Annotated in this window: 17 protein-coding genes and 3 tRNA genes; 5 read left to right on the top strand and 15 right to left on the bottom strand. The window is 64.2% G+C overall.

The genetic code is table 11. The annotated features are described in order from the left end of the window. Positions 1-12: 12 nt before the first annotated feature. The 8 genes from OXC99_05195 to OXC99_05160 all read right to left on the bottom strand — a co-directional run bounded on the left by OXC99_05195 (position 13) and on the right by OXC99_05160 (position 7,542). On the bottom strand, positions 13-918 hold the full coding sequence (locus OXC99_05195; GenBank protein ID MCY4624382.1) for an NAD(P)H-binding protein: 906 nt from the start codon (positions 916-918) through the stop codon (positions 13-15). A 55-nt stretch (positions 919-973) separates the two neighbouring features. Further along, positions 974-1,882 carry an NAD(P)H-binding protein gene (locus tag OXC99_05190; protein ID MCY4624381.1) on the bottom strand — a complete coding sequence of 303 codons (909 nt, stop codon included), beginning with the start codon at positions 1,880-1,882 and terminating at the stop codon, positions 974-976. A 90-nt stretch (positions 1,883-1,972) separates the two neighbouring features. Further along, positions 1,973-3,169, bottom strand: a complete 1,197-nt coding sequence (locus OXC99_05185; GenBank protein ID MCY4624380.1) for an ABC transporter substrate-binding protein — start codon at positions 3,167-3,169, stop codon at positions 1,973-1,975. 20 nt (positions 3,170-3,189) lie between these two features. Further along, the gene (locus OXC99_05180) at positions 3,190-3,972 is read right to left on the bottom strand and encodes an ion transporter (GenBank protein MCY4624379.1); all 783 of its coding nucleotides are present in this window, start codon (positions 3,970-3,972) and stop codon (positions 3,190-3,192) included. A 158-nt stretch (positions 3,973-4,130) separates the two neighbouring features. Continuing rightward, on the bottom strand, positions 4,131-5,033 hold the full coding sequence (locus tag OXC99_05175) for a YihY/virulence factor BrkB family protein (GenBank protein ID MCY4624378.1): 903 nt from the start codon (positions 5,031-5,033) through the stop codon (positions 4,131-4,133). Positions 5,034-5,101: 68 nt separating this feature from the next. Beyond that, complete coding sequence (locus tag OXC99_05170; protein ID MCY4624377.1) at positions 5,102-5,518, bottom strand: hypothetical protein; 417 nt, start codon at positions 5,516-5,518, stop codon at positions 5,102-5,104. A 104-nt stretch (positions 5,519-5,622) separates the two neighbouring features. Then, a complete protein-coding gene (locus OXC99_05165; protein ID MCY4624376.1) occupies positions 5,623-6,363 on the bottom strand; it encodes an ABC transporter ATP-binding protein in 741 nt (246 codons plus the stop codon). Positions 6,364-6,372: 9 nt separating this feature from the next. Then, positions 6,373-7,542 (bottom strand): ABC transporter permease, encoded by a 1,170-nt coding sequence (locus OXC99_05160; GenBank protein MCY4624375.1) that lies wholly within the window; start codon positions 7,540-7,542, stop codon positions 6,373-6,375. A 397-nt stretch (positions 7,543-7,939) separates the two neighbouring features. On the opposite strand from OXC99_05160, the gene OXC99_05155 reads away from it, so the two are divergent. Further along, complete coding sequence (locus tag OXC99_05155) at positions 7,940-9,556, top strand: peptide ABC transporter substrate-binding protein (GenBank protein MCY4624374.1); 1,617 nt, start codon at positions 7,940-7,942, stop codon at positions 9,554-9,556. A gap of 53 nt (positions 9,557-9,609) precedes the next feature. Continuing rightward, a complete protein-coding gene (locus OXC99_05150; protein ID MCY4624373.1) occupies positions 9,610-9,831 on the top strand; it encodes a hypothetical protein in 222 nt (73 codons plus the stop codon). Positions 9,832-9,895: 64 nt separating this feature from the next. On the opposite strand, the gene OXC99_05145 is transcribed toward OXC99_05150, so the two are convergent. Further along, positions 9,896-10,741 carry a DegV family protein gene (locus OXC99_05145; GenBank protein ID MCY4624372.1) on the bottom strand — a complete coding sequence of 282 codons (846 nt, stop codon included), beginning with the start codon at positions 10,739-10,741 and terminating at the stop codon, positions 9,896-9,898. A gap of 510 nt (positions 10,742-11,251) precedes the next feature. On the opposite strand from OXC99_05145, the gene OXC99_05140 reads away from it, so the two are divergent. Further along, positions 11,252-12,217 (top strand): DUF2235 domain-containing protein, encoded by a 966-nt coding sequence (locus OXC99_05140; protein ID MCY4624371.1) that lies wholly within the window; start codon positions 11,252-11,254, stop codon positions 12,215-12,217. A 53-nt stretch (positions 12,218-12,270) separates the two neighbouring features. Here the strand turns inward: OXC99_05140 and OXC99_05135 are convergent. The 5 genes from OXC99_05135 to thrS form a co-directional block, all read right to left on the bottom strand. Beyond that, positions 12,271-12,347: transfer RNA gene (locus OXC99_05135), tRNA-Val, on the bottom strand. A 65-nt stretch (positions 12,348-12,412) separates the two neighbouring features. After that, positions 12,413-13,321 (bottom strand): AEC family transporter, encoded by a 909-nt coding sequence (locus OXC99_05130; protein MCY4624370.1) that lies wholly within the window; start codon positions 13,319-13,321, stop codon positions 12,413-12,415. Further along, positions 13,318-14,259 carry a peptide chain release factor N(5)-glutamine methyltransferase gene (gene prmC / locus OXC99_05125; protein ID MCY4624369.1) on the bottom strand — a complete coding sequence of 314 codons (942 nt, stop codon included), beginning with the start codon at positions 14,257-14,259 and terminating at the stop codon, positions 13,318-13,320. Before prmC ends, OXC99_05130 begins: the two co-directional genes overlap by 4 nt. Next, on the bottom strand, positions 14,256-15,332 hold the full coding sequence (gene prfA, locus OXC99_05120) for a peptide chain release factor 1 (GenBank protein MCY4624368.1): 1,077 nt from the start codon (positions 15,330-15,332) through the stop codon (positions 14,256-14,258). Before prfA ends, prmC begins: the two co-directional genes overlap by 4 nt. 37 nt (positions 15,333-15,369) lie before the next feature. Further along, positions 15,370-17,127: a threonine--tRNA ligase gene (gene thrS / locus OXC99_05115; GenBank protein ID MCY4624367.1), complete on the bottom strand. Its 1,758-nt coding sequence runs from the start codon at positions 17,125-17,127 to the stop codon at positions 15,370-15,372. A 213-nt stretch (positions 17,128-17,340) separates the two neighbouring features. Here thrS and OXC99_05110 point away from each other — a divergent pair. Together OXC99_05110 and OXC99_05105 are read left to right on the top strand one after the other, a co-directional pair. Then, a tRNA-Met gene (locus tag OXC99_05110) sits at positions 17,341-17,415 on the top strand. A 134-nt stretch (positions 17,416-17,549) separates the two neighbouring features. Then, a tRNA-Val gene (locus OXC99_05105) sits at positions 17,550-17,626 on the top strand. Here OXC99_05105 and OXC99_05100 read toward each other — a convergent pair. Continuing rightward, on the bottom strand, positions 17,597-19,171 hold a 1,575-nt coding region (locus OXC99_05100; GenBank protein ID MCY4624366.1), incomplete at its 5' end, for a hypothetical protein. The genes OXC99_05105 and OXC99_05100 overlap by 30 nt on opposite strands.

Raw genomic sequence — 19,171 nt, 5'->3', positions numbered from 1 at the left:
GTACGCTTGGGGTCAGCGGTAGTGGCGGGCCACCTCCGAGGCGTACGTGCGCCCGAGCAGGTCCGCGTTCCCGCGCGCCCACTCGCGCAGCGAGGTGCGGCCACGCGGGGGCTCGCCGGACACCAGCAGGCCGGCCGTCAGCCCCTTCACCTCGTCGCGGGTGAGCATCGTGTCCCGCAGCAGCATCCCCAACCTGCGCGACATCCCCAGCGCCACGTCCGCCGGCAACTTCAGCAGCCGGGGCCGCACCCCGACGGCGTCCGCGATGAGCCGCACCAGGTCCCGGTAGCTGTACCGCTCCGGCCCCACGGCGTCCATCACGGCGCGGTCCTCACCCGCTACGGCCTCGACGGCCAGCGCCGCCAGGTCCTCTACAAAGATCGGCTGCAGCTCATACGCGCCGTCGCCGGGTATGGGCATGATGGGAAACCGGCGCACGGACCACGCAATGTTGTTCAGCAGGATGTCCTCCACTCCAAAGATCACTGTGGGCCGCAGGATGGCGTAGGAGAGGCCGGAGTCCGCAATGGCCTCCTCCACCAGCCCCTTCCCCCGGAAGTACGGCAGCGGTGACTGGGAGTTTGCGTTGGTGATGCTGACGTGCACCAGGCGCCGCGCCGCGGCCGCCGCCGCGCCGATGAGCGTCCGCGAGTTCTCCACCGCCCGCTCAAAGGTGGTCTTGCCCTTAGGAAAACGAACCCAGTACGTGTTGAACAGCGTGTCCGCCCCGCGCAGCACCCGTGTCAGGCCATCGCGGTCGCTGAAGTCCAGCGGGAAGGTCTCCACGTTCTTGCTCAGCGGGTCGCCGGGCCGGGGGTGGCCCGTCAGCGTCCTGACCGTGTGTCCCTCCGCCAACAGCAGCCGGGTGATGTACTTGCCCGTGTAGCTGAACGCTCCGGTGACCACATGCGTCGCCATCGTTTCATCTCATTCCATCGTTCGCCTTGATCTTGTCGACCGACGTCCCCAGCCGTCACCGATAGTGGCGCGCCACCTCCGAGGCGTACCTGCGTCCCAGCGACGAGGCGTTCTCGCGCGCCCACTCGCGCAGTGAGGTGCGGCCACGCGGGGGATCTGGCGACGTGAGGAGTCCGCCCATGAGGGAGGCGAGCTCGTCACGGGTCATGATGACGTCGCGCAGCATGAGGCCCAGCATCGTCGAGGAGAGGCGGAACAGCGGCGGCGGGAGGGGCATGACCAGGGCACGGCGGCCGATGGCGCGGGCTACCAGGTGGATGAGATCACGGGTGGTAGTCCGATCCGGGCCTACGGCGTCCCAGGTCACGTTGGCGTCCTCGCGGCCGGCGGCGACGGCGATCTCGGCGACGTCGTCGACGTAAACCGGCTGGAACTCGAAGCGGCCGCCACTGGCCGCGGCCATGACCGGCATGCGGCGGAGCGTCCACGCGATGTTGTTGACGAGCACGTCCTCCAGCCCGAACACCAGCGTCGGGCGCACGATGCCGTAGGAGAGCCCGGACGTGTGGATGGCCTCCTCCACCAGCCCCTTGCCGCGGAAGTACGCCAGAGGCGAGGCCGAGGACGCGTTTGTGACGCTGACGTGGACGATGCGGCGCACGCCCGCGTCGACCGCCGCGCCGATGAGCGCCCGGGTGTTCTCCAATGCTCGCTCGAAGGTCATCGAGCCGCGGGCGAAGCGGATCCAGTAGGTGTTATAGAGGGTGTCGGCGCCGTGCATGGCGCCGGTGAGGGCGGTGTGGCTGCTGAAGTCGAGGGGGAACGCCTCTATCTCGGACGCGAAGGGGTCGTCCGCGCGGGGGCGGCCCGTCAGCGTTCGGAGCGTGTGGCCTTCGGTTAGAAGCCGACGGGCGATGTACTTGCCAGTGTAGCTGAACGCTCCCGTGATCACATGCGTTGCCATGGCTTCACCTCCCGCGCCCTACATCTCCATTGTCGGGCGCGGCGGGTTGAAGGCGCAAGGAAAGCGAGGTTGATTGACGGCGGCTCGCGATTAGGGCGCGTCCACGACGGGCAGGTCCAGCACGACGTACGTCCTGTCCGCCGTGCGCTCGGCCAGGGGGAGCACCTGCACCACGACGCGCGAGAGGCCGACAACCTCGCCGTTCTCGTCGAAGCTGTAGTTCTCGCCGATTGCCCCGCTCCAGGTGATGTCGTAGAGGCAGTCGCGGAAGCCGTCCGCGTCTTGGTCGTCGCGGGTCCGGCTCAGGCACTCGGCGGTGATGAAGACATCGTCGTAGGTGGAGCTCAGATGCCAGGGCAGCGACACGTAGCCGTACCGGTCGCGGAAGCTGGCAACGACTTCCTGCCCCTTCCGGTTGTCCGGGTGAATGTCGGCGGCGATGGCCTTCATGCCCGTGGCGGCATCGCCGGCGATCTCCAGCGCCGTCGCACCGAGCGAGACTGTCTCGGCGTAGATGGGGCCGTCGTAGCCGAGCTCCCGGGCCTGTTTGATGATTGCGCCCGCGGCGAACTCCGACTGGGGCGCAAGGTGCACGGCGTCCGGCGATGCGGCCAGCAGCTTGCTGAGCTGCGAGCGGTAGTCAGTGACGTCCGACGCGAAAGCCTCCGCCGCGACCACATCGCCGCCGTGTGCATGGAACCTCTCCACGGTGTTGCCGCGGACGCCCTCGGCGTAGTCCGTGGACTCGGTGATGGTCGCGAGCCGCCGGACGCCGTCGGCCCAAAGGAGGTCACCGGTCAGCCGCCCAACTTCGATGTCGCTTATCTGCGTGCGGAAGATGTAGTCGCCGGCGTTGGCGATGTCTGCGTTGCTTGCCATGCCGGAGAAGAGGACGACGCCGTCGGCCTCGGCGAGGGGCGCCGCGCCGAGCATGGCGCCGCTGCAGGACGGGCCGAGGATAATCTTCACGCCGTCGACGGAGGTCAGCTTCTTGTAGGCCGACACCGCGCCCTGGGCACTGCACATGGAGTCTTCCACCACGAACTCCAGTGGACGGCCGTCGACGCCGCCCGCGGCGTTGATCTCGTCCAGGGCCATCTGCTTGGACTGGTTGGCCACAACGCCGTAGGACTCGCCGGGGCCGGTGAGCGACTCCATGACGCCGACGCGGTAGGACGCTTCTCCGTCGTCACCGCCGCAGCCCGCGGCTATGGCAAGCGCCAGCGCCGCCACCAGCGCGTACACAAGGGCTCGCAGGGCCGCCCCGTGGCATTTCCGTGCAATCATCCTCATCCCCTCAATCCCACCTATTTCTCGGCCTCGGCGTCGAGGCGCTCCTGCAGACGTTGCAGGGCCGCCTGGGTCTCGCGGATCTCGCGCAGCAGATCGTCCGCCGTTGATGGCTCGCGGAGAGCGCGGAGGGCGTCGGACTTGGCCTCGTCCAAGCTGTTGACGATGATGGCGATGAACATGTTGATGACTACAAAGGTGCCGATGATGATGAAGCTGGTGAAGTACACCCACGCCCAGGGGTAAGTGTCCATCACATTGTTCATGATTTCCACCCAGCCCTCAAGGGTGACGATGTTGAAGAGGGTCAGGACGGAGATGCCCAAGCTGCGCCAGTACTGGGGATCTTCCTCGGCAAAGAGATGGTAGCCCATGATGGCGTATATGTAGACGACGATGCTCATGAGCACCATTACGTGCCCCACGCTGGGGATGGCCCGCACCAGCGCCGCCACGATGACGCGCAACTCCTTGACTGTGGTGATGAGCCGCATCACACGGAGGAGGCGCGCCAGGCGCGACACCATCGCGAACTGTCCGGTGGCCGGGACCAGCGAGAACACGATGACGGCGAAGTCGAAGATATTCCAGCCCGACGCGAAGTACCGCTGCGACCGCGGCGCGAGGGCCAGCAGCTTCATCAGCGCCTCTACGATGAAGATGCCGAGGGCTGCCTGATTGCCCAGGTGCAGCAGGCCGCCGTAGTCGCGCTCGATTGCCGGCGAGGTGCCGAGGCCCAGCAGGACGGCGTTGGCCAGGATGACGCCGATGATGAAGAGCTCGAAGGTCCGGGACTCCACGACCCGGCTTAGCGGGACGGTTATCCGCTCAAGGCCCCTCCGGGTTTCACGCTCTCCGTCTGGTTGCGTGGCTTTCACGATGCTTCCTCTTGAGGTTGTTGCCGGGCTCGGCCCGCAGCCATCATTCTACTCGGCCTCGGGCGCCAGGACGCCGGGTCTCAGTGGTGGCCGGCCCTCGGAATGACGCGCCCGCGCTCGACGCCGCGGAGCATGCGCTCATACTCGGAGGTGAACTCCGCGCCGATGATGAGGGTTAGGGCGGAGACGTAGGTCCAGAGCATCAGCACCACGACGGTGCCCAGCGATCCGTACACCATTTCGAAGTCCGCGAAGCGGTCCAGGTAGAGAATGAAAAAGCCCTTGCCAACCTCAAACGCGAGGGCCGCCAGGAGCGCGCCAGGCCAGATGTACCGCCAGTGCGTGACCGTGTTCGGCACGTATTTGTAGACCATCAGGAAGATGGCGAGGCTGAACACGAAGGGCAGCACACGGGCCATGGTGTTCACCGTGTCCTGCTCAAGCACCTGCATCATTCCGCCGTTCCGGCCCGCTATGTCGTCCACGAACTGCAAGAGTGTGGTGGTCGAGACGGACAGGATGAAGAGGAGCCCCACGCTGAAGGCCATCGCGATGTGGCGGACTTTGTCGATGTAGAAGGGCCGGTCCTCGTGCACATCCCAGGCGCGGTTCACAGCCTTGCTGATGGCTCCGAAAATGGCGCTCGCGGACCAGAACATGCCAAGCACACTGACGATGCCGAGGGCGCTGCGCACGCCGCCGGTGGCCTCCAGGTTCTCTCGAAATGCGTCGTCGGAGCCGGGCAGGTAGGTGCGCAGGAAGTCGAGGAGCGCGCCCTCAACGGTCTCGGCCGGCAGCAACGGGCTGAACACGGCGAGGATGCCAATGGTCAGCGGAAACAGCGAAAGGATGGAGTAGTAGGCGACGCCGGCGGCCATATGCGTGGCGTCGTCATGCTTCATCTCCTGCACCGTGCGGTACACGAGCATGATTGGCGGAAACTTGAGGCACAGCGCCCACAGGAACGCCAGGATACGAGACATCTACCTATGCACCCGCAATTTCAATGTGTGCCCCGCCGGGTGACGGGGGTGAGTTCCACGAATTGCCACTACCCGCCGCGCCAGAGCTTGCACCCGAGGACGCCAAGCACGAGCGGCAGCGCGGTATCGACGGCAGCCCAGATGACCCATGCCTGATGGTTGCCGTCCAGGCTGTCGGGGCCGTCCGCCAGCAGCGAGAACCAGTTGTGCAGGAAGAGCACGGTCACCGCGGCTACGGCGAGGAAGATGACGTTCGCTTCCAAGTACGGGCGGGTGACACCCTCTTCCGCATCCACGCGGCGCTTGCCCAAGTAGGCGTAGACAAGTCCCAGGGCCAATGCGATGACCATCAGGATATCGAGCGCGTACCAAACGTCCGTAACCTCTATCGAGTCGGCCAGAAGAGGATTGATGATGAAGAACACTGCGACCGCAACGGCCACGAGCACCAGATAGGCTCCAACCGGTTTCCTCAATCCTTCCATCTCGCCCTCCTCGTCGCTGCGCCCCACGGCGCGCGACTATTCCACAGTCTCCACAATAGCAGCACGGCGGCGAGAGCGACAAGGCGAATTACAGCGGCTTCGAGTCAGGGTCCCAAACTGATACCGGCAGGTCCATCCTGTGAGACGCTAGTCCGGCGCCCATTGATGATGACGCCGTCCTGCATGGTGAGGACGCGGCTGCAGGCCTCGCTGACGCGGGTGTCGTGGGTGACGAGGACGATGGTCTGGCCGCGCTCCCGGTTGAACCAGTGCAGGAGCGCCATGACCTCAGCCGTGTTCTCGGAGTCGAGGTTGCCGGTGGGCTCGTCGGCCAGCAGCAGGGCGGGTTGGGTAACGAGCGCGCGTGCGATGGCGGCACGTTGCTGCTGCCCGCCGGAGAGTTCCATGGGCCGGTGCTCGGCCCAGTCCTCGAGGCCGACGAGCTTGAGGGCCTCAACGGCCGCGGTCCGCGCTTCATGGCGGGGCCTTCCAGCGTACTCGGCCGGGAGTGCGACGTTCTCCACCGTCGTCAGGGTCGAGACGAGGTTGAAGGCCTGGAAAACGAAGCCCATGCGCTCTGCGCGTATCCGCGTGCGCTCACGGTCGGTCAGCACGGTGACGTCGGTCCCGTCGATGGCGAGGTCCGGCGGCGGGGCGTCGAGGTCAGGTGCGTGGAGGATGCCAAGAATGTGCATCAACGTGCTCTTGCCGCAGCCGGAAGGCCCCATGATGCCGACCATCTCGCCGGCCTCGACGGTCACGTCGACGCCTCGCAGCGCTCGCACGTAGTTATTGCGGCTCAGCCGGTAGGTCTTGTGGAGATTGCGCGCTTCCAGAAATGCCATCGTTCGCTCCTACCCGTACCGAAGCGCTTCGACAGGATCGAGACGGGCGGCGTTCCACGCCGGCAGCGCACCGGCGACGGCGCCCAGCAGGGTCGAGAAAGTGACGCCCAGCGCGCCGATCCACGGGGTCAGCAGGAAGAGGATGGTCCCGGAGGTCTGTCCGGCGTCGTTGGCGACGTAGACGACAAGGCCCGCGAGGCCGAGGCCGACCAGCCCGCCGATGAATCCCATAAGGCCGGCCTCCAGGACCAGCTCCCGCATGATGAGGCCCCGGCTCGCGCCGATGGCCCGCTTGATGCCGATCTCGCGGGTGCGTTCGGCGACGCTCATGGTCATGGTGTTGATGACGGACAACCCGCCCACGACGATGCTGATCAGCGCGACGCTCAGGATGATCGCGTTGAAGATGGCAATGGTGGAACCGAACTGGTCATCGAAGTCCTCTCCAGTCACGGCACGCGTTTGGGGGAGGGCCTCCCCAATGTTCCGCATGATGGCGCGGAAGTCCGCCCCGGGTTCAGGGTAGGCGATGACCATGGACGTCAGGATGGGGATGTCCGTGCCGCCCTCGAATTCCAGGGCCTCGTTCCGGACCAGGAGCTCCTGAGCGGCTGTCCACGGGATGATGGCCGTTGTGTCAAAGAACATCAGCAGCGGCTCCAGGACGCCGATGACCTCAAACTCCTCGCCGTGAATGGAGAAAGCGTCGCCGGGGCCTGCGTCGAATTTCCTCGCCAGGTCCGCGCCCAGCAGGACTACGCGCTGGCCCTCATCTTCCAGCGTGGTATAACGCCCCTGGGCGAGTTCGGAACGAAAGGTCTCATAGCCCTGATCGAAGCCCGCGCGAAACCCAATGACAAAGTCGGGCGCGCTGAACCCGGAGCCGGTGTTGTCGGGGTCGAGGAGGAACGACACCCGCGCCGCCGCGACGGCAATGCCCGGTATCCGGCCGACCCTCTCCACCACCTCGACAGGCATGGGAACATTGCCAAAACCGAAGGCGGGGTTTGTGGCGTCCGTGACGAGGATCTTGTTGTCGAAGTACGTCGAACCACCGTCAACGAGAGCCGTCAGCTTGTTGGCCATGGCGCTCATGACGATGAGCGCCCAAATGCCCACAGTGATGCCCAGGACTGTCAGCGCCGTGCGGAGCTTTCTGCGGGTGAGACTGCGCAGCAACGATCAGGCCCTCCAGGGGCGGCGGCAGGAGAGGAATTCAGGTCCGTGATGTGTGCAAACCTTAAGGCCACGGTCGCCCACATGCACCTCTCTATTCAGTGTAGCATTGCGATTGCTTAAAGGCGTACCTTATATAGAAGCGGCGGATAGTAGCTAAAGAAGAATCAAATGGCAAGCCTAAACGGCGATTGAGTACGCAGACGTGCTCGCGCAGACTCTGCTTCAACTAATCGGCTTCTGGTGTATTTTGCTCTCGGCATTGCGAACTGGTAACCGGCCTCCTTACACTCAGTGGAGAGAGGTGAGGATGATGTGGACTACTGGAATCCGAGTGTTGTGGGTGGCCCTGGCCGCGTTTTTGGTGATCGCATTGTTGCCAGCGTGCGGCGAGGAGAAGGTGCTCACTCTTCGTTACTGGCAGGCGGCGACCCTGCCGAGCTCGTATTTGGCCAGCGGCTATAAGGACACCGACGCAGCCGCTCTAACACTGGAACCCCTGGCCAACTACGATCCCGACGGCATCCTGACGCCGAGACTGGCCGTGGAGATTCCCACCGTGGAGAACGGCGGGGTTTCAGCGGATTTGGCGTCGATAACCTGGACACTCCGGGAAGACCTGAAGTGGTCAGATGGGAGCGACCTCACGGCAACCGACGTGGCGTTTACGTGGCGGTACTGCACGCACCTTGAGGGCGGCTGTGTCGCCGAGGACGCCTTCGACGGGATTGACGCGGTGGAAGCGGTAGACGACCGCACTGTACGCATCCAATTCGATGGGCCGACGCCGTATCCGTACAACGCCTTTGTGGGCGCAGGAACGCCTGTCATCAACGCTGACCAATTCAATGGCTGCATCGGCGGGGCGGCAAGGGAATGCGACGATCAGAACATGGCCCCGTTGGGCTCCGGCCCCTACCGAATCGTCGAATTCGTGCCCAATGACCGCGCCGAGTACGAGCGCAATCCGCACTACTGGGGGAACGAGCCGTACTTCGACCGTGTGGTCATCGAAGGCGGCGGCGATGCGGAGTCGGCGGCGCGCGCCGTGTTGGAGACCGAGGAAATCGACTACGGCTGGAACCTGCAGATCGATCCGGGGTTGCTGGCGTCGCTTGAAGCTAGCGGCAACGGCACGGTGGTGTCCGCGTTTGCAGGCGACACGGAGCGTCTCGTGTTGAACCAGACCAACCCCGACCCGGCGCTGGGTGACGACCGCTCCGAGTATCTGGATGGCGCCAACCCACACCCGTTCCTCACCTTGCAGCCAATCAGGCAGGCCATGTCCATGGCAATCGACCGGAACCGCATCTCCCAGGAGCTGTACGGCTTTTCCGGCAAGCCAGTATGCGACCTTATCGTGGCGCCGCCCCGGTATGCGACCGCTGCTGACGCAGGGTGCCTGACACAGGATATACCGGGGGCGCAGCAGTTGCTTGACGATGCCGGCGTGGCCGACTCGGACGGCGACGGCGTTCGGGAGCACAGCGGCGTCCCGCTGCGGGTCACGTATCAGACGACGGAGAACCCCGTGAGGCAACAGACGCAAGCGCTCATCCAGGGGTGGTGGAAGGAAATCGGCATTGACGCCGTTCTTGTCCAGCATGACGCAAGCGTGTTCTTCGGTGGCGACCCTGCAGTGGAGGGGGCGTCGTACCGCCGGTTCCTCGCGGACGTGCAGATGTATACCACGGGCACCGGCATAGATCCGGCGTTGTCGTTGGTCAGCCTTGGCTGTGAGCATATCCAGACGATCGAAAACAACTGGGCGGACGGCAACAACTCCCGAGGGTGCAACCCGGACTTCGACGCGAAGCTGGCGGAGTTGGACGGGCTTACCATTGGCCCCGAGCGCGACGCCATTGTGAAGCAGCTGAACGACATCTATGTGCAGAGCTACTTCGAGATATTCCTTGTAGGCCGCGGCCTTGTTTCGGCGCACGCAAACTCGCTGCAGGGCGTGCGCATGAACGCCTGGGACAGCGAGTTGTGGAACATCGCGGAGTGGCGGCGGTAAACATCGCCGCATCCTGCACGGCTTGGACGTTTATACACCACAAGGAGCAGAGGTTGACGACGGCCCGATTCGGCACATTTAACGATCTGCTGGAGCTGACTCCCGAGCGGCTTCGTCCCGTCGCAATCCCGCTCCGGGAGACCATCGTGCGCCTGCACCCGGGCGTGGCTTTACGCCACGTCAGGGTCCGCAACCTGCAGGAAGCAGTCCAGGAGGGCCTCTCAGGCCTGGTGGCCGCTTCCCTCGCCGAGCGCCGCGCCGCCCTTGGCATCTAACCCCGTCGACTCCTCGTTCCCTCGAAGCGCCACGGTCGATTGCCTATCGTTTGAGCGTTTTGACTCAGGCCTGCGACTGCAGCAGGGCCACGCCGATTGCTCCGGGGCCGACGTGCACGCCGAGCGCCGGGCCGAACCTGGCGATGTACGGGACCGAGCCCGCCGGCAGCATCTCTGAGAGGCTGTCCGCAAATGCCTGAGCCGCGTCCGGCGTGGTGCTGTGGATGACCGCCAAGGCGTCCGCGGGCCCCATATCGTGCGCCGTCTCGCGCAGCTTCACCAGCGCTTTGGCGAAGGTACGGGCCTTGCCCAATTCATGCACTTCGCCGTCACGAACGATGATCATGGGCTTGATCTGCAGAATGGAGCCCAACATGGCCTGCGCCTTGCCTATCCGGCCGCCCTTTTGCAGGTACTCAAGCGTTTCCAGCAGGGCCATGCAGCACGACCGCTCCGCGGCGCCACTCGCGACGGCGACCACCTCTTCCATGCTCGCACCGCCGTTGGCGGCTTCCGCTGCCGCGATGACCACGAGGCCCTCGCCCATAGAGGCTTGCGTTGTGTCGATGACTTCTATGGGGCAGGCGGCGGTTGTCAGGTCCTTTGCCTGGACCGCGGAATTGTACGTGCCGCTCAGTTTCGCCGCCACGTGGATGGAGACTATGCCATCGGCGCCTTCGCCAACGCTGTCGTAGACCTCTTTGAAGTCACCCGGCGATGCCTGCGACGTCTTCGGCAACTCCTTACTGGTGGCGAGCATCGAAAAGAAGGTGTCCGGGGTGATGGTCACGTTGTCCTTGTAGGTGTCAGTGCCAAAGTGCACGTTCTGGGCGACCACGGTGACGCCAAGCCGCTCGACCACGTCAGCCGAAAGGTCCGCCGTGCTGTCCGTTACAATTCTGACTGCCATGCCGCCTCCTCGCCCATCCGCCAGGGGACTGCTACACCCGCAACAAGCGGCATTCTATCCTGACGACGTGTGGCTCACAAGGTTTGCCGGCGCCTGGCGGGGGAGATACTCCAGCTTTCGGAGTGGTGGGCTAAGGCGTACCGAACTGCGAACTTTTCGGTGGGAAGTAGCGATATAGGCCGGAACACCTTAGCCGGCTCACAAGCTCCGCAAGCGGTTTTCATGAACATCAACGATATGAGCTTGACTTGCTCCCAAACTGGCGTAGCCAAAGGTGGTGTGCAAGGGACGTATAGAGCGAGCCAGGGCCTTTTCAACGTTGCAGCGGAAGTTGTGCCTCCCCGTTGGGCTTGAGCTTGTCGAAGACCTGTGCATGGTTCGACAGGTCCACCATGAACTGACTTTCAAAAGGCTCTGCGAATAAACAGACAGAGTAGTCTCACCCAACCTGTCGGGATACAATGCTGGAGTCTTTTCGTTGGCTGGGTGATGCGTGGAGGATGCAGTGGTATGAAGAACATCGTGATCTGCAGCGACGGAACCAGCGCCGAGTACAGCCATCGCAATACCAATATAGTCAAGTTGTACCAGTATGTCATACGTGATTCTGAGCAGATTGCCTTCTACGATCCGGGTGTCGGCACCTTTAGCTTCCTGGGACGAGAAATCGGGCGGCGCATGGGGGTTATGCTTGGGAAGGCTTTTGGCGCGGGCGTGCAACAGAACATCGAGGATGCCTACAGGTACCTTATGGACAGATACGAGCCGGGGGATAGGGTGTTCCTCTTCGGATTCAGTCGTGGAGCGTTTACCGTTAGGGCGCTCGCGGGCATGTTGCACAAGTGCGGTCTGCTGCAAAAGGGCAGCAACAACCTCATCCCCTACGCTTCCAAGATCTATAACCGGCATGACAATGAGGACCTTGCCGCCGGATTCAAGGAAACATACTCCCATGAATGCAAGCCGCACTTCATTGGCGTCTGGGACACCGTTGGGGCAATGGGCTGGTTATGGGGAAGGAAATTCTTCGACACATACCTGAACGAGGACGTGACTTACGGCTATCATGCAGTCTCAATAGACGAAAGACGACGGCATTTCCCGGTGAGTCTTTGGAATGAAAGCAGAATGATTGAGCATCAGACCATAGTGCAAGTTTGGTTCCCAGGGTTCCACTCTGATGTTGGCGGTTCGAATCCCGACCCGGGGATATCCGACATCACGTTGAAATGGATGTTGGAGAATGCGAGAGATAAGGGCCTGCGCCTGAAAGAAGGGTGGACGGAAAATCTCAACCCCAACCCCCATGGTCGAATTGATGAGTCCTGGAAGGGTATATGGCGTATCCGACGTCCGGCAGTGCGGCGTGTTCCAGAATTCGCCAGTATCCACTCCAGCGTGTTCAAGCGTATGGAGAATCCTGCCACCCGCTATCAACCCCGAAACCTGCCGGCCCAATACCATGAAGTGGAGTAGTGACAGACTGACATTGGCAGAGTTCAAGTCCCTTCAGGTCTTGAATTCAAGTCTGGTGGGCGGTAGAGGATTTGAACCTCTGACCCCTGCGATGTCAACGCAGTGCTCTAGGCCTCTGAGCTAACCGCCCAAGCAACGGGGTGTGCATTTAGTCTAGGTGTACGCCCCAACAGGGTCAAGGCGTCGAGGCCGTCGTCAGCGCGTGAGGATGGAGAGGAGGGCCGTGAGGGTGGGCAGGGCCAACACGGTGGAGACCACCACGGCGCCCGTGGTTACGGCAGGCCGGGCATTGAACTCGGTCGAGATGACGATGACGACGACGGCGGTGGGGGCGGAGGCGGTCACCAGGAGCGCGTTGCGGGTGATCTCGTCCACGCCCAGGAGGAGGAGCAGGCCATAGCCGACGGCAAGTCCCACCCATAGCCGTAACGATACCGCGACTGCGACGGTCCGCCACTCGGCGATGCCGCGGTGTTGCAGCAGATTTCCGCCGAGGACCAGCAACATCGCGGGGAAGGCTGCGTTGGCGAGGAGGTTCGTGGCGTTGAGCGCCATGGCCGGGAGGTCGATGCTGAGCAGATTGAGGGCAAGGCCGCCCACAGCCGCGTAGGCGATGGGTTGCTGCAGCACCGCCTTGAGAGATGCGAGACCACCCTGCTGGCCATGCGCAGCAATGTAGACGCCAAGCGTGGCCGCCGCCAGCGCGATGACGGCGAAGAGCACGAGGGCCCTGTCGAGACCGGCGTCGCCGAATGCCAACGAAACGATGGGAAGCGAGAGGTTGCCGGCGTTCATCACCAGGGCTGCAAGGAGTACGCTGCTCTGTGCGGGGCTGTCCATTCGCAAGGCGAAACAGGTGATCCTGACGATGATGTACATGCACGCGGTAAGCAGCACGCCGAAGGCCACAATCTTCCCCATGCTCTCCAGGGGCAAGTCCGTGTCCGCCATGCCGAGCAAGACCAGCGCGGGGCTGAAGAGATAGAGGGCGGCCTGACTGATGGGTTCGATTGTGGTCTTCTTGAAGTGGCAGAGGGCCATGCCGCAGAGAATCACCAGCACCACGGGCATGACGATGTCCAGGAAGACGTTGAGGACGATCACGCAGCAGGCCGCCCGAGGAGATCGATCACGATGACGCGGTCCAGGCCCGCCAGGTCTTGCACGACGCGGACCACGGCGCCGGGGAACAGGTCTTGGGCTTCTGCGGGAAGCGCGGCACTCTGCGGCGGGTTGATCTCGAGAATGATGGCGCCCCTCGGTGACAGCAGCGATTGCGCTTGGACCAACAGCTGGCGAATGAGCGTGAGCCCGTCGGGGCCGCCACCGAGCGCCACTGTCGGCTCGTGAAGCCGCACCTCTGGCTGCAGCGTGGGCACATCGGCGTCCGGGATGTACGGCAGGTTTGCGACGATGAGGTCCGGCGGTTCTGAGATCGCGGACAGAAGGTTGCTCTGCAACAGCCGCACGCGACCGGCGACGCTGAGACGCGCGGCGTTGTCTCTCGCGACGGCGAGGGCGTTGGGGGAGACGTCCAGAGCGAGGACGGGGTCGTCGGGGAGTCTGGCGGCGAGGGTGATGGCGATGCAACCGCTTCCGGCGCCCACGTCAACGATGGTGGCGGGGCCGGGGTCTGCCTCGCGGCGGTGCTTCCGCCACGCCAGCGCTTCCTCGACGAGCGTCTCCGTCTCCGGGCGGGGGATCATTACGGCGGGCGACACGCGGAAGGACAGGCCGCAGAAGTCCCACTCGCCCAGGATGTAGGGCAGGGGCTCTCGGCGCAGGCGTCGCGCCGTGAGTTCTTGCAGTGCCAGCGACTGCTCGGCAGTCAGCTCCTGGTGAGGATTGGCGTAGATGCCCGCGCGATCAAGGCCGGTGGCGTGGCGCACCAGCAGCTCGGCCTCCACGGCAGCCTCATCGCTGATGGCTTCGAGGGCCCGTTGAGTTGCGGCGGTCCATGAGCGGAGGCCGTTGTGCCCGGCGTGGGGCAATGAGGCGGGCGACCCTTCGGTCTCAGGGCCGGTGGCAGCGGGAAGTGTCATGAGGTTGCCAGCGCGGCTTCCAGCCGTTGCTCCCGTTCGTCCTGCACCAGCGCGTCGATGATCTCGTCGATGTCGCCGTCGAGGAAGGCTTCCAGGTTGTGGGAACTGTAGTTGATGCGGTGGTCGGTCACGCGGTTCTGGGGGTAGTTGTAGGTACGCACCTTCTCGGAGCGTTCGCCGGTGCCCACTTGCGAGCGCCGCTCTGAGGTCAGGGCGGCTTCTTTACGCTGTCGCTCCATCTCATAGAGGCGGGAGCGGAGCACGGTCATTGCCTTGAGCTTGTTCTGCCCCTGGGAGCGTTCGTCCTGGCAGGTGACCACCAGGTTCGTCGGCAGGTGCGTGATGCGGATGGCGGTCTCCAGCTTCTGGACATTCTGCCCGCCGTGGCCGCCGGCGCGAAACGTGTCGATGCGGAGGTCTTCCGTGTTTATCTGGATGTCCACCTCTTCCGCCTCGGGCAGCACCGCCACTGTGGCCGTCGAGGTGTGGATGCGGCCGCTGGCCTCCGTGACCGGCACGCGCTGCACGCGGTGGACGCCGCTCTCAAACTTGAGGCGGCTGAATGCGTCCTTGCCTTTGATCTCGACCGAGGCCTCTTTGATGCCGCCAATGCCGGTGTCGTTCACGTAGAGGACGGACGCCTGCCGGTTGGTGCGTTGGGCGAAGCGCGTGTACAGGCGCACGAGCTCGGCCGCGAACAGGGCCGCCTCCTCGCCGCCGGTGCCGGCGCGCACCTCGACTATGACGTTGCGGTCGTCGTCGGGGTCCGCGGGCAGGAGCGCCACCTGGATGTCGGCCTCCAGCGTCGTGCGTTCCGCCTCAAGGGATGTCAGGTCCTCCTGCGCCAGCTGCCGGAGCTCGGCGTCGGCCTCCTCGGCTAGCAGCGTGTGGGCGTCATCGATCTCCCGGAGCACCTGGCGGTAGCGGCTTGAAAGAGAGACCACCTTCTCCAGCCCGGCACGCTCACGCCCAAGCTCCTGCAATTTGGTGTAGTCGCCCAGCACCGACGGCTTGGTCATCTCCTCGCCGATGGCGTGGTAGCGGTGCTCCATGGCTGATAGCTTGTCCAGCATAGTGTGAGCAGATGCTCCTTCCAACACGGCCAGCGGGCTACGCGTATGCGGCGACTTCCGATGTCATGCGCGTCACAAGCTCGTCCAGCGGGAGAGGGCCGAGGTCCGAGCCATCGCGCAGGCGGACGGCGGCGGCGTTGGCCTCGGCTTCGCGGTCACCCACGACGAGCATGTACGGCACCTTCTGGATCTGCGCCTGTCGTATCTTCGCGTTCATGCGGTCAGATTTGGCGTTCACCTCGGCGCGCAGGCCTGCTTCCCGTAACCTCGACGCGACGGTGTCGGCGTAGGGGATGTGGCGGTCGGCGATGGGGATGACGACGGCCTGGACGGGCGCGAGCCACAGCGGGAACGCTCCGGCATAGTGCTCGATGAGTACGCCGAGGAAGCGCTCTATGGAGCCAAGGATAGCCCGGTGCACCATATAGGGGCGAGCGCGATGGCTTTCCGAGTCTTGGAATGAAAGGTCAAAGCGTTCCGGCAGGTTAAAGTCGAACTGCACTGTGGTGCATTGCCAGTCCCGCCCCAGAGCATCTTTGATCTTGATGTCGATTTTCGGGCCGTAGAATGCGCCCCCACCTTCGTCGATGTCATGGTGCAGTTCACGCTGTTCAAGGGCGTTGCGCAAGGACGCCGTCGCGTGGTCCCACATCTCAAGGTCGCCGACGTACTTCTCCGGTCGCGTCGACAGCATAATCTGGTACTCGTCAAACCCGAATGCCCGCAGGATTTCGAAGGTCAGGTCCAGGACTCCTCCAACCTCTGACTCGACCTGATCGGGCATGCAGAAAATGTGGGCGTCATCCTGAGTGAACCCCCGAACGCGCATCAGCCCGTGAAGCACGCCACTTCGTTCATAGCGGTATACGGTGCCCAACTCGCCAATCTTCAGAGGAAGCTCGCGATAGCTACGCAATTCTGAGCGATAAATCATGATGTGAAATGGGCAGTTCATGGGCTTGAGGTAGTATTCCTGCTCGTCCAACTCCATGGGGGCGTACATGTTCTCCTGGTAGAAGTCCAGGTGTCCGCTTGTACGCCACAGGTTTGAGCGTCCGATGTGCGGCGAGTAGACGAGGTTGTAGCCGTGGCGAGCGTGAATCTCCCGCCAGTAATTCTCAACGATGGTACGCAGAACCCCGCCCTTGGGATGCCAGACAATCAGCCCCGGACCGATCTCATCGTGTACGCTGTACAAATCCAGCTCGCGGCCCAGCCGGCGGTGGTCTCGGCGCTCCGCTTCCTCGATCAGGACGAGGTAGTCGTCGAGCGCTTCCTGCGACTCCCACGCGGTGCCGTAGATGCGCTGGAGCATGGGGTTGCGCTCGTCGCCGCGCCAATAGGCGCCCGCCACAGAGAGGAGTTTGAACGCCGCCACCTGCCCCGACTGCTCGACGTGGATCCCGCCGCAGAGGTCCGTGAAGGGGCCGTGCTGCAGGGTGTAAAGGGAGTCGCTTTCCGGGATGCCGTCAATGATTTGTTGCTTGTAGGGCTGGTCCCGAAAGGCGGCCTTGGCGTCATTTCGACTGATCTCAGTGCGAATGAAGGGCACGTCCTCAGCGATGCGCTCGCGCATGAGCGCCTCGATCTGTTCGAGGTCCTCGGGCGTGAACGGGCGGGAAACATCGAAGTCGTAGTAGAAGCCGTCGTCAATTGGGGGCCCGATGGCGTACTTGGCCTCCGGGAAGAGTTGGAGCACGGCGTCGGCCATGATGTGGCTGGCCGAGTGGCGGATGCGGTGGCGCAACTCAAGGAGTTCCGGTGACGCCTGAGCACTTGGGGAGCGGACGGGCATGCGGTGCACCTCTGGTCGCTTTGATGGGTGTCGAAAGGAAACGAATTTGTGCATTCCATCGTACCGCATAGCTAGGGGCCGGACAAGGCGAGGGCACATGGGGTTCGGGCCGGGGATGCGGAGGAAAGGGTTTCGTTGACACCCAAAGCGGGCAAAAGCTATATTGAGAATAGACCCAGGAGCAGCGCCGATAGCGTTTCTCATGGGCGATGTGGCAAGGTAGCTCAGCGGCAGAGCGGGCGCTTCATAAGCGCTAGGTCATAGGTTCGAATCCTATCCTTGCCACCATACTTAGCTACAAATATTATCCAAACCCACCGCCCACCGGTGGGTTTTGTGGTGGGTACGGTGGGTAGACGATCATGGCAAATACGACTACCCTACAAGAGGCGGCGTATCCTTGCCACCACACCGCGACTTTCGGGCGGCTAGCTCAGCTGGTTAGAGCGCTTCCTTCACACGGAAGAGGTCATAGGTTCGAGTCCTGTGCCGCCCACCACTCTAGGAGGTAGGGGTCCTCGATCCTCCTGAGCACGCCGTCCCGGAACTTCTTGTCCGAGAGGAGCTTGAGCCCGTCGAGGATGGTGTGCTGGCTGCCCTCGTCCGTCTCGGGGTGCTCATTGGCCTCGTGGAGGGTCTTGACCGTCTGCTCCAGGATGGACTGCATCCGGGGACCCCACTGCTCCCACAGCCCCTTGGCCACCCTGACCACCGAGTCGGCGGTGCGGTCCCTATCGGCGAATACGCGGGTGTCCAGCAGGTTGATGCCGGGGGCGCGGTTCCGGTCGGCCAGGTCGATGAGCCTCACTTTGTCAACCAGGGACTCGGGCACCTGCTCCAGGATTCCGGCCACCAGGTCGGCATGGGGGTCGATGACCACGATGGCGTCGCCGTCGCGGCCCTCGGCCTTTTCCCGCATCTTGTGGACGGCGATGTGGTGCATCAGGGTGGACTTGCCCATGCGGGTGCGGGCCACGTAGAGGTGGTGGCGGCGCAGCAGGTCCTCGGGGAAGGGGATGGGCCGGGGCTTGCCCGCCGTGGTGTCGCCCACGGGCGCGCCGCCCCGCACGCCCTTGGCGGACGGGAGCAGCGCCCGGGAGCCGGAGCGTTCCAACAGCGGCGTCTCGTCTCCCGCTCCCGGCGGATGCCACAGGGCTGCCGCCTCGCGGACGCCCAGGACGCTGCGCTTGCCCAGCAGTCCCGGGCCGGCGGGGTGCAGGTTGACCAGGGGAACCACCGGCCGGACCCGGCTCACCCTGAACCTGGCCCCGGCGGGGTGGTCGAAGTGGCGGTAGGCGGCGGCCACCCCGCCCAGCAGTTCCCCGGCCCGCTGGGGCCGGGTCGAGTCCGGCAGCACGGCCATCACCTGGAGCTCGGCGTCGAAGGCGATGCGGGAGACCTTCTCCCGTATCAGGAGGGGGTCGTGGACCCGGTTGCGGGCCTGCTTCCAGCGCCACCAGCCCCAGCCGGCCACGGTCAGGCCGAGGGCGGAACCCAGGCCCAGTAGCGCGGCCTTCCAGATCTCCCCGTCCTGCACCCACAGGTAGCCCCTGACTGCTGCCAGGGCTCCCACGCCCAGCACAGCCATGGTCACGCCGTCCAGCTGCAGGGGTTTGGTCTGGTAGGTGTAGGACGGCTCGCGGTTCTCCGGCACGGCCGCCTTGTGGGCGCGGGCCTGGTGGGCCTGGGACCAGTCGGGTCCCAGGGAGCGCAGCAGCAGGCGGCACAGCACCCGCTCCCCTTCCTCCAGTTCCGAGAGGGCGCCCATCAGGGCGATCAGGGGGTCGGAGCCCGGGTCCAGCAGGTCGTCGTCCCGGAAGGTGCGCAGCGGCACGTACTCGGGGCCGTCCGCCCGCAGGGTCATGCCCCACGCCTGCTCGCCCGCGTGGACGAAGATGGGGTCCTCATCCACCGGCACCTGCCGGATGCGGGCCTGGGGGTAGTGGGCCGCGATTTGCTGCCTTACCACCTGGTCGTCCTGGCAGCGGGCCAGCAGGTCCACGCCGTCCATGTCCCCGGCGATCTCCAGGGAGAAGGGTTCGGG

The sequence above is a fragment of the Chloroflexota bacterium genome (assembly GCA_026713825.1).
GTDB lineage: Bacteria > Chloroflexota > Dehalococcoidia > Lucifugimonadales > UBA1127 > UBA1127.
This window is presented reverse-complemented; position numbering and strand designations above follow the sequence as displayed.